This is a genomic window from Streptomyces sp. NPDC058662 (assembly GCF_042716255.1).
Classification (GTDB): domain Bacteria; phylum Actinomycetota; class Actinomycetes; order Streptomycetales; family Streptomycetaceae; genus Streptomyces.
In genome coordinates, this window is sequence record NZ_JBHXRU010000039.1 from 47,690 (window position 1) to 56,428 (window position 8,739).

9 protein-coding genes are annotated in these 8,739 nt (G+C 73.2%); 5 read left to right on the forward strand and 4 right to left on the reverse strand.

Going from position 1 to position 8,739, the window contains the following annotated elements:
- The first annotated feature begins 20 nt into the window (after window positions 1–20).
- Window positions 21–773, forward strand: coding sequence for a pyridoxamine 5'-phosphate oxidase family protein (locus tag ACFWUQ_RS16505; protein WP_384538382.1), 753 nt, complete (start codon window positions 21–23; stop codon window positions 771–773).
- Here the strand turns inward: ACFWUQ_RS16505 and ACFWUQ_RS16510 are convergent.
- Both ACFWUQ_RS16510 and ACFWUQ_RS16515 read right to left on the reverse strand, forming a co-directional pair.
- Complete coding sequence (locus ACFWUQ_RS16510; RefSeq protein WP_384538361.1) at window positions 755–1,759, reverse strand: DMT family transporter; 1,005 nt, start codon at window positions 1,757–1,759, stop codon at window positions 755–757. The genes ACFWUQ_RS16505 and ACFWUQ_RS16510 overlap by 19 nt on opposite strands.
- 172 nt (window positions 1,760–1,931) lie before the next feature.
- Window positions 1,932–2,939: a DMT family transporter gene (locus tag ACFWUQ_RS16515; protein ID WP_384538363.1), complete on the reverse strand. Its 1,008-nt coding sequence runs from the start codon at window positions 2,937–2,939 to the stop codon at window positions 1,932–1,934.
- Window positions 2,940–3,121: 182 nt separating this feature from the next.
- Between ACFWUQ_RS16515 and ACFWUQ_RS16520 the strand changes: the two genes are divergently transcribed.
- Window positions 3,122–3,550 (forward strand): SRPBCC family protein, encoded by a 429-nt coding sequence (locus ACFWUQ_RS16520; RefSeq protein ID WP_384538365.1) that lies wholly within the window; start codon window positions 3,122–3,124, stop codon window positions 3,548–3,550.
- 159 nt (window positions 3,551–3,709) lie between these two features.
- On the forward strand, window positions 3,710–4,546 hold the full coding sequence (locus tag ACFWUQ_RS16525) for a PhzF family phenazine biosynthesis protein (protein WP_384538367.1): 837 nt from the start codon (window positions 3,710–3,712) through the stop codon (window positions 4,544–4,546).
- A 33-nt stretch (window positions 4,547–4,579) separates the two neighbouring features.
- Here ACFWUQ_RS16525 and ACFWUQ_RS16530 read toward each other — a convergent pair whose 3' ends face one another.
- Together ACFWUQ_RS16530 and ACFWUQ_RS16535 are read right to left on the reverse strand one after the other, a co-directional pair.
- Window positions 4,580–5,392, reverse strand: coding sequence for a CPBP family intramembrane glutamic endopeptidase (locus tag ACFWUQ_RS16530; RefSeq protein ID WP_384538368.1), 813 nt, complete (start codon window positions 5,390–5,392; stop codon window positions 4,580–4,582).
- 99 nt (window positions 5,393–5,491) lie between these two features.
- Window positions 5,492–7,027 carry a glutamate-cysteine ligase family protein gene (locus tag ACFWUQ_RS16535; RefSeq protein ID WP_384538370.1) on the reverse strand — a complete coding sequence of 512 codons (1,536 nt, stop codon included), beginning with the start codon at window positions 7,025–7,027 and terminating at the stop codon, window positions 5,492–5,494.
- Between the two features lie 492 nt (window positions 7,028–7,519).
- On the opposite strand from ACFWUQ_RS16535, the gene ACFWUQ_RS16540 reads away from it, so the two are divergent.
- Window positions 7,520–8,140 (forward strand): hypothetical protein, encoded by a 621-nt coding sequence (locus ACFWUQ_RS16540; RefSeq protein ID WP_384538372.1) that lies wholly within the window; start codon window positions 7,520–7,522, stop codon window positions 8,138–8,140.
- Between the two features lie 261 nt (window positions 8,141–8,401).
- On the forward strand, window positions 8,402–8,608 hold the full coding sequence (locus ACFWUQ_RS16545; protein WP_384538373.1) for a DUF5999 family protein: 207 nt from the start codon (window positions 8,402–8,404) through the stop codon (window positions 8,606–8,608).
- Window positions 8,609–8,739: the final 131 nt, after the last annotated feature.

Sequence of the window (8,739 nt, forward strand, 5' to 3'; positions counted from 1 at the left end):
CTAGAGCAATGGAGAACGCGATGACCGGCACGCCCGCCCCGCAGGCCCTCGCCCCGCAGACCCCCGAGGCGCGCGCCGAAGCCGCCGTCCCGCCGGGATCCACCGGTTCCTACGAGCCCACCGGTTCCTACGAGCCCACCGGCCGCACGGTCCCCAGCCGCTCCCGGGACCGGGCCCGCTACGACCGCGAGACGGTGCACTCGATCCTGGACCAGGCCTACATCTGCCACCTCGGCTTCATCCGCGACGGCGCGCCGGTGGTCCTGCCCACCCTCTTCGGCCGGGTCGGCGAGGCCCTCTACATCCACGGATCCACCGGCTCCCGCCCGCTGCTCGCCGCGGGCAGGGCCGATCCGGGCCTGCCGGTCTGCGTCACGGTGACCCACGTCGACGCTCTGGTGCTGGCCCGCTCGGCCTTCCACCACTCGCTGAACTACCGCTCGGTGGTCGTCCAGGGCACGGCCTACCAGGTCACCGACGAGGCGGAGTGCCGCACGGCCCTGGACGCCCTGGTCGACCAGGTGGTCCCGGGCCGGTCCGCCGACTCCCGGCCGGCCGACGCCAGGGAGCTCGCGGCCACGGCCGTGATCCGGCTGGACCTGACCGAGGTCTCCGCGAAGCTCCGCACCGGCGGGCCGAACGACGACCCCGAGGACGTGGGCCTGCCGTACTGGTCGGGTGTGGTCCCGGTCGCCCCGGTGTACGGGACCCCGGTGCCCGCGGCGGACCTGGCCCCCGGTATCGCCGTCCCGGGCTACCTCGCCGCGCTCTGAGGCAGCGGCACGGCGGCGGGCCGCGGCTCCGGCCCCTCGGCGGGCCCGTCCTGCGCCCCGCCCTGCGGCCCTCGCGCCGGCTGCCGGGACTCGGCCCGGATCAGCGCCCCCACCGCCGTGAGCAGCAGTACGGTGCCCAGCACGACGGCGCCGGTCAGCCGCTCCCCGAGCACCAGCACCGCGATCACGGCCGCGCTCACCGGCTCGATCAGCATGACCACCGACACGGTGGCGGCCCGTACGGCCGCGGCCCCGCTGAAGTAGAGCGCGTACGCCAGCGCCGTCGGCACGGTGGCGAGGTACACCAGCAGCCACAGCACCCGGTCGAGGTCGGCGGTGTGCGGCAGCAGCCCCTCCGCCCACGCGGCCGGCAGCAGGCACACCGTGCCCACCGCCACCGACCAGGCGGTGGTCACCAACGGGTCCCCGCCGGCGCCGCGCTGCCCGAGCCGGCGCGCCCGCAGGGTCATCGCCGCGTAGCCGGCGGCCGACAGCAGGGCCCAGCCGACACCCGCGGGCCGCACCTCGCCGTCCCCGCTGCCCAGGACCAGGACGACCAGGCCGGCGAGCGCCCCGAGGACGGCGACGGCTCCGCCCCGGCCGAGCCGCTCACCCATCCAGCGCCGCGCCCCGAGCGCGATCAGCACGGGGCCGGCGCCGAGGGTGACCACGGTGCCGACGGCGAGGCCGGTCTCCCGCACAGCGGCGAAGTACGCCGCCTGGAACAGCGTGAACAGCAGGCCGGTCACGATCAGCGAGCCCGACGAGGGGCGCGCCCGCTTCGCGTTCCCGGCGGGCCGGCGTACGGCCAGCACCGCGAGCAGCACGGCGAGCCCGCCCGCGCACCGCCAGAACGACAGCGAGAGCGGCCCGAGATCACTGGCCAGGAAGAGGAGCGATGCGGCCGCCCCGGCGGTGCCCCAGGCGGCTCCGGCGACGACGAGGTACAGCAGACTGCGCCCGGTGGCGGGCGAGTGGTTCGACACGTGGTTCTCCGCGCTTGCGTGAAGGATGAGGGTGACGGGTCATCGCTTCGCGGGCAGCGCACGGCCGCCCGGGTACGCCCGAGGGGCGACCGGGAACGGTCCGAGGAGGTGGGGGCGCCGCCCGCGCTAGGCGGCGGGAGGCGGAAGCACGGTCGAAGGCATGGTCGCCACCCTAGGCTTTCGTCGTCTCGCGGTCCAACCGGCCCGGATCCGCCGCATCGGCCGCATCGGCCGGAGCGACCGTCGGCAGCGGGTCCGGCGCCGCCGACGCGGACGCGGCGGCCCGCGAGGACTGCGCGATGAAGGCCCCGCCCAGCACCAGTGCCCCGCCGGCGATCTGCCACGTCGAGAGGTGCTCGCCGAGCAGGACCCAGGCCAGTACGGTCGCGATGACCGCCTCCAGACAGGCGACCACCCCGGCGACCTGCGGCGAGAGCCTGCGCACCGAGACCACACCGGTGAGGTACGCGAAGACGGTGGCGATCAGCACCACCCAGCCGAGCAGCAGCGCCGCGGGCACCATCGCGTCGCCCAGGGCGGCGCTCGCGCCCAGCACCTGCCAGTCCATCCCCCAGGGCCGGGCGATCACGGTCATCACCAGGGCCCCGATGAGCATCCCGTACGCGATCACGCCGAGCGGGTCGGGCACGTCGTCCCCGTCCGAGCCCTGGTCGGCGAAGACGAAGTAGCAGGCCTGGCAGCAGGCCGCGGCGAGACCGAGCAGCACGCCGACGAGGTCCAGACTGAGCCCGGCCCAGATCTCGACCACGCAGGCGAGGCCCACCACGGCCACGGCCGCGCCGGTGGCGGCCGCGCGGGTGACCGGCTTGCGCTGCACGAAGCGGATCCAGCCGAGCAGCAGCGCGGGGCCCAGGTACTCCAGGAGCAGGGCCACGCCGACCGGGATCCGGGAGAGGGAGGCGAAGTAGAAGGCCTGCACACCGGCGACGGCGACCAGGCCGAAACCGGCGAGCAGCGCCGGCCTGCGGCGCAGCAGGTCGCGATGGCGCCAGGCCAGCGGGGACAGGACGAGAGCCGCCCCGGCCACCCGCAGCCACACCACGTGGAGGGGGTCCAGACCCGCCTCGATCAGCGGCTTCGCCGCCACTCCGGAACCACCGAACGCGAACGCCGAGACGAGGGCGAGGCCCAGTCCGGCATTTCTCCCTGACGCTTGCATCCGGCCATCATGACAGGGGCCGTCAGGACCGACACGGGGGTGACACCTGTTGAGACGGGCCCGGGGCGCCCCACCGGCGGGCGGGGCGGGGATCCACCGCATCTGACAGGTCGTCAGTATTGAATGTTGGGCCGGCCGGGGCTACGTTCCGCCGCACGTACCCGACGAGAAGGGGTGGTCGCATGGCCGAAGTCACCGCGGAATCACGCATCGAGGCGCCCGCCGCGAAGCTCTGGTCCCAGCTGACGGACTGGGACGCGTACGGCCAGTGGAGCATGACGCACACCGACTTCCCCAAGGGCGGACCCGAGACCCTCGCGGTCGGGGCCACCTTCGCGGAGAACATGAAGATGATGGGCTTCCCGGCCGAGGTCCTGTGGACCGTCTCGGAACTGGAGGACGAGCGGCTCTTCGCGATCACGGGCAAGGGGCCGATGGGCGTGGCCGTGCTGACCCGGTACACCCTGGTCCCGGACGGCGGGGCCACCACGGTCCGCATCGACGGCGAGTTCACCGGCGCCGCCGTGTCGCTGATGGCGGGCAAGCTCAAGGACTCCGCCACCGCCGCGCTGAACGAGTCGCTGCGCAGGCTCGCCGGCCTGGTCACCTGACCGCCCCGGCCCGGACCCAGGCCCAGGCCAGGCCGGGCCCGCCGGGCCTGCCGCCCGACGCCCGCCGCCGACTCAGAGCTCGGCGCGGCAGTCGCCGACAAGTCCAATGAACCGTGATTGGCCTTTGTCGCCGGCCGGGGACCCCCCTACCGTCGGGGCATGCGCATCCGAATCGTCGACGCCTTCACCGACCGCCCCTTCCACGGAAACCCCGCCGGCGTACTGCTCCTGGACGGCGAGTTCCCGCCGGACGCGTGGCTCCAGCAGGTCGCGGCCGAGGTCAACCTCTCGGAGACGGCGTTCGCCCGTCCCCTGCCGCCCGGCGGCGAGGCCGACTGGGCGCTGCGCTGGTTCACTCCGGCGGCCGAGGTCGACATGTGCGGACACGCCACGCTCGCCACCGCCCACGTCCTGAACGAGCTCAGCCTGGCGGAGGACGGCCGGCCCGCCGGCCGGGTCCGGTTCGCCGCGCGCTGCGGCATCCTCACCACCGAGACGGGCCCCGACGCCACCATCACGATGGACTTCCCGACGTCCTCCCTGACCCCGGTGGACGCGCCGGACGCCGTGGGCCACGCCCTGGGCGGCGCCCCGATCCTGTCCGTGCACGACACCTCGGCGCACATCGGCGACCTGCTGATCGAACTGGCCGACGAGCGGACCGTCCGCGAGCTGGCACCTGACCACGCCGCCCTGCGCGCGTTCGCCAAGCGCGGGGTGGTCGTCACCGCGGCGGCCGAGGATCCCTCACTCGGGTACGACTTCGTCTCGCGGGGCTTCTTCCCCGCCTTCGGGATCGACGAGGACCCGGTCACCGGCAGCGCGCACACCGCGCTCGCACCGTTCTGGGCGCGGCGCCTGGGCCGCGACGAGCTGACCGGCCTGCAGGGCGGGGCCCGCCGCGGCCTCGTTCGCGTCACCCTGGCGGGCGAGCGCACGCTGCTGACGGGACGCGCGGTCACGGTGCTCGACGGCGAACTCCTCACCGCCCCCTGAACCGCCGCCCCCCGAAAAGCCGCCCACGTGACGTCACGGCGCGGTGGGCAGCCAGTCCACCTCGCCCGCGAGCAGCGCGTACCCGCCGAAGGCCACGATGTCGAGGAGGGCGTGCGCGACGACGAGGGGGCCTACCCGCCCCCAGCGCCGGTAGGCCAGCACGAAGAGCGCACCCATCACCGCGTTGCCGATGAAGCCGCCGACGCCCTGGTAGAGGTGGTACGAGCCGCGCAGCAGCGAGCTGGCCAGCAGCGCGGCGAGCGGGGACCAGCCCAGCTGGCCGAGCCTGCGCAGCAGGTAGGCCAGCACGATGACCTCCTCGACCACGGAGTTCTGCACCGCGGAGAGGATCAGTACGGGGAACTTCCACCACACCTCCGGCAGCGCCTCCGGCACCACGGTGAGGTTGAGGCCGGCGGCCCGCGCGCCGAGGTAGAAGGCGAGCCCGGCGCTCCCGATGCCGGCGGCGACCACCACGCCTCGGCCCAGGTCCCCCAGCGGCCGGGTGCGGTCGAAGCCGAGCACCCGCAGGCCGGGCGCGCCCTCGCGGGTCAGAAAGTGCGCCACCAGCAGCACGGGCACCAGCGCGCTCGCGATCCCGAAGAGCTGCCAGGCCAGGTCCAGCCACGGCCGGCCGGGGGCGTAGGAGCCGTTGAGCGTGGCCGCCTGGTCCTTGAGCCCGCCCGGCTTGGTGAGCGAGCCGATGAAGCTGATCAGCGCCGAGACACCGCTGGCACCCAGCGACAGCGCCAGGACGAGCAGCGTCTCGGTCCGCAGGACGGCCCGCCCGGGGCGCCGCCCGTCCCCGTCCAGCTCCAAGACCACCGGTTCCGGCTCCGCCCGCACGCCCGACTCCCGTTCCGCCCTACCGACACGACCACCCCATACTGCCTCCTCGCGCCGCTCCTCGGCGTGCGCGGGGGCCGCGTACGGCGGCAGGCCCGTTCAGCGCCGGACGGGCACGGGCGCCCGCACCTCCCGCTCCACGAGCCCCACGGGCCAGGTGTGCACCGGGTCCCCCTTGTGCATCAGCTCGCTGTAGCGGCGGGTGGTGGCGGCCAGGGCCGCGCCCCGGTCCAGCCCGCCCGCGACCGCCCGGTGGTAGGTGTCGACCTGCCAGGTCGCCCCGTTCACCCGCCGCCGGCAGCGCTCCTCGATGATGCCGAGGTAGTGGTCCCGGTCGGCGGGTTCGATGCCCCAGGCGTCCAGCCCGGCCGCCGCCATCGGCAGCAGCTCGTCCAGGACCAGCCGTACGGCGGGCACGCTGGCCAGCCCCCCCGCGCGGCCCCGGCGCGGCCAGCGCAGCCGCGCCTCGATCCCGTACCGGCAGGCCGCGTCGAAGTTCGCCTCCGCCTCCGCGAAGGGGAGCCGGGTCCACACCGGGCGCGGCTCGTCGGCGAGGGTGCGTACGAGCCCGTAGTAGAAGGCGGCGTTGGCGACGACATCGGCGACGGTGGGGCCGGCCGGCAGCACCCGGTTCTCCACGCGCAGGTGCGGGACCCCGTCGGCCACCCCGTACACCGGCCTGTTCCACCGGTAGACGGTGCCGTTGTGCAGGGCCAGCTCGTGCAGGGTCGGCACCCCGCCCTCGGCGAGGACCCGCAGCGGCTCCTCCTCGTCGCAGATCGGCAGCAGGGAGGGGAAGTAGCGGACGTTCTCCACGAAGAGCTCGTGCACCGAGTCGATCCAGCGCTCGCCGAACCAGGTGCGCGGCCGCACCCCTTGCGCCTGGAGCTCGGGCGGCCGGGTGTCGGTGGCCTGCTTGAACAGCGGGGGCCGCGACTCGCGCCACAGCTCGCGTCCGAACAGGAACGGCGAGTTGGCGCCGACGGCTATCTGGGCGGCGACGACGGCCTGCGCCGCGTTCCACACGTCCGCGAACCGCCCCGGGGTCACCTGGAGGTGGAGTTGCACGGAGGTGCAGGCGGCCTCGGGCACGATCGAGCCGGAGGTCCAGACGAGCCGTTCGACGCCGTCGATGTCGAGCAGGAAGTCCTCGCCGCGCATCGTCAGGATCTGCTCGTTCAACAGCGAGTACCGGTCCACCGCCGACAGGTTCGCGGTGACCAGGTCGTCGCGGGTGATCGTGGGCAGGATGCCGATCATCACCATGCCCGCGTCAATCTCCGCGGCCTGCCGGTGGGCATATGCCAGCCCCGCGCTGAGTTCTTCCGCGAGTTGGTCGAATACCCGTCCGCCGAGCCGGTGCGGAACTACGTTCACCTCCACGTTGAACATTCCCAGCTCGGTCTGGAAATCAGGACTCGCAATACGCTCCAGCACCTGCGCATTCACCATTCTCGGCAGACCGTCGGCACCCGCGAGATTCAGCTCGATCTCCAGCCCCATCATGTTCTTGGGGCGATCGAACCTCTTCTCCGCCAGAAGCCGCTCCAGTCCCTCCAGGCACTCGTGAAGCTTCCTTCGATACCGCTGCCGATCGGACAGGTCGAATCCGCCCGCCACGATCTTCTCCCCCATCGAAGCGTCCCTCCTCCAGTGGCCCGGCCCGGGACATCCAGGCGCACGTTACGGTCGATGATGCCCCGGCAGCATGATCCATAACGCCGGGGGGCGTACTGGCCGGAGGCCGCGCGCCGGTTTGGCCGAAGGGCGCTTCGGCACATTCGCCTGGCAAGTTGACTCACGCAAATTCCGCCTCGACTTTGCCGACTCCGGATAACCGGCGCTTTCCAGCCGAGCCCCCGTCCGGTAACCTCCGAGGTCAGCGCGACATGTTCGCGCACATGCGGCATGAATGCCATGTCAGCGGGACCGGTAAGCGTCTTGCCGGCAATAGCCGGGACAGCTAGCCGAAACACTGCGTGAACACATGTCGTATAAACTCCGCAAACGAGGCAGAGAGTTGGCGCGCGGCCATTGCCCCTCAGCCCACCTCTGACCCCAGAATGCGACAGCGCCGTCCGCACCTTCCCCCGTTCCACAGGTCTCCCAAGCGAGAGGCGACCCACCATGCCGCTGCACGTCCCTCCGGCCCCCGCGCCCGCCCTGCGCAGCGTCCTCGCGGCACTCGCGTCCCCCACGGCCGTCCACGAGGCGCACACCCCCTCCCTGCGCGCGCTCCAGGGGCCGCTGACCGCCGAACTGCCCCTGCCGGTGCACGTCCTCGACCGACTGGGCATCTCCCAGCCCGCGGCGGGGGGCAGGCCACCCCGGACGCGGCTGACCGGCTGGCGGTTCCTGATCCGCAGCGCGGACCGCTACGTCGCGGCGGCCGACACCCGGCTGACACCGGACGGCTGGGCCTTCTCCCACTTCTTCGAGGGCCCCTACGTCGCCGCCACCGAACGGGCCCTGCGCCAGGCCGAGTCCCTGGGCAAGAACTACCAGCCCAGACTCCTGTCCGTACCCGAGCTGTACATGCTGACCCTGTGGCTGCACGGCGCGGTCGGGGCCGACGCCTCCTCCGGGCTGCCCGCCGGCGAGGACCTGCTGGTCCCCCTGGCCCCGGCCCCGCCGGGTATCGCCGCGTACCGGCCGCACCCCGTGTCGGAACTGCTGCCCGTGCTGACCCACCGACTGACCCCCGCCACCGCGCCCGCCCCGCCCACGCTGGCCGCACCCGCCGCCTGACCCGAATCACCCATTCGGCCTAGCCCGCTCAGGCCACTGCCGAACCACCCGAAATGACAGGGGAGTTGGGCTGAACCGCCCGCACGGGTGACGCGTCCTCAATCTGTGAGGACAGCTGCGGGGAAATACCTGCGAAGCGGCTGTCATGGGGGAAGACTGAGGACATGCTCCCCGCGGGTGCGGGGATGACCCAGGGGGACGGCCATGAACCACGCATCGAGCCGTAGCACGCAGACCACACCGCAGCGAAAGAACGCATCCATGTGCCAGCACCAGCCTGCCTGCCCGTCAGCCGAATCCGCCGACCGGGAGGCCGCGCAGCCCGTGGCCAACCACCCGGAACAGGGCTGGAGCCTGCTGTGCAACGGCGTCCTGCTCTTCGAGGACACCGGTGAGCTGCTGCCGGACGGCCAGATCATCGCCCCGCACCGCCCGCTCGCGGCGGCCCAGGTGATGAAGGCGGCCTGAACCGCCGGTTTCGGGCCCCTGACCGGGGCCCGCACGACGTACGGCGAGGGGGCCCGCCCGGCAAAACATAAGCGTCCGCCCCCCGCCCCCGCCACACCCACTATGCCTGAACAGGGCAAGGGCGGGCCCCT